This is a genomic window from Pseudoalteromonas sp. AOP7-A1-14, from assembly GCF_052376275.1.
In the GTDB taxonomy this organism is placed as follows: Bacteria; Pseudomonadota; Gammaproteobacteria; order Enterobacterales; family Alteromonadaceae; genus Pseudoalteromonas.
In genome coordinates, this window is sequence record NZ_JBQSVO010000242.1 from 1 (window position 1) to 1,301 (window position 1,301).

The following is a 1,301-nucleotide window of genomic DNA, read 5'->3' on the forward strand; positions in this document are numbered from 1 at the left end:
TTAAAACTAACGGTTGTACAAGCAGATGGGCAAAACGTTGAACCAGTGACAGTTGATGAATTTAGATTCGGCCCTGGTGAAACCTACGACGTAATTGTTGAGCCTAAAAATGATGCCTATACGATTTTTGCTCAAAGTATGGATCGCTCTGGTTACGCAAAAGGAACTTTATCAAGCTCGCCTAATATTGATGCGCCAGTACCTGCACTTGACCCTGTTGAATGGTTAACGATGACCGATATGATGGGCAATATGACCCACGGCGGTGAGCACTCTGCAATGGCTGGTATGGCAGGCATGTCAGGTATGAACTCTAAAGAAATGGATCATAGCGCTATGGACCACGGTGCAATGGCAATGGATCATAGCAAACATGGTATGTCTGAAAACCCATTAGCGGTTGCCAGCTCTAAAGTGCGTCATGCAAAAACGGAGTATGGAGCTTCAGTTGATATGCCTAGAACAAATCTTGATGATCCTGGTATTGGTTTACGTAAAAATGGTCGTCGTGTTTTAACACTTGCAGATTTACACTCACTTGAAGGGATCACTAACCAGCAAGAGCCAGAAGCTGAAATTGAGCTGCATTTAACCGGAAACATGGAGCGTTATAGCTGGTCATTTGATGGCTTAGAATTTGGTAAAAGCACGCCAGTGCATATGAAGCATAACCAACGTTTAAGAGTTATTTTACAAAACGATACCATGATGACACACCCTATGCATTTGCATGGTATGTGGAGTGATTTAGAAAACGAGCAAGGTGATGTGCAAGTACGACGTCATACGATTCCTGTTCAACCCGCACAAAGAATCAGCTTTTTAACCACCCCTCATGATGTAGGTCGCTGGGCTTGGCATTGCCATTTATTATTCCATATGGATGCCGGTATGTTTAGAGAGGTAGTCGTATCATGAAACAATTAAAACTATCTAAATCATTCGGTTTATTAATGTTAACTGGGGCTTCATTAATTAGTTTCCCTTTATTAGCGCAAAGTGAAATGGCACAAATGAATAGCGCTAAGATGCAACCACAAGGAGGAAGTGCACCTAAAGATGCAAGAGACTCACATGCTTACTCTGCGGGAACAACTTTAACAGAAGGCCCATATGCGCTTGAGGGCAATGAACGATTAACACTCGCTGATGAGCATCCATTTTATGCATTACTAGGCGATCGTCTTGAATATAACGAGCAAGCAAACGCAGGTGTATTTGACTTACAAGCATGGTACGGCACTACCTTTGATCGATTGGTAATTAAAACCGAGGGTGATTTCAGCGAAGGAAGTATTGAA

The 1,301-nt window shown here is 42.5% G+C and carries 2 protein-coding genes; both read left to right on the forward strand.

The genetic code is table 11. From position 1 onward, the window contains the following. The coding region (locus tag ACT3RM_RS17870; RefSeq protein WP_444511514.1) for a multicopper oxidase domain-containing protein at positions 1-918 on the forward strand (918 nt) is incomplete at its 5' end. Then, on the forward strand, positions 915-1,301 hold a 387-nt coding region (locus tag ACT3RM_RS17875), incomplete at its 3' end, for a copper resistance protein B (RefSeq protein WP_444511515.1). The genes ACT3RM_RS17870 and ACT3RM_RS17875, both read left to right, overlap by 4 nt.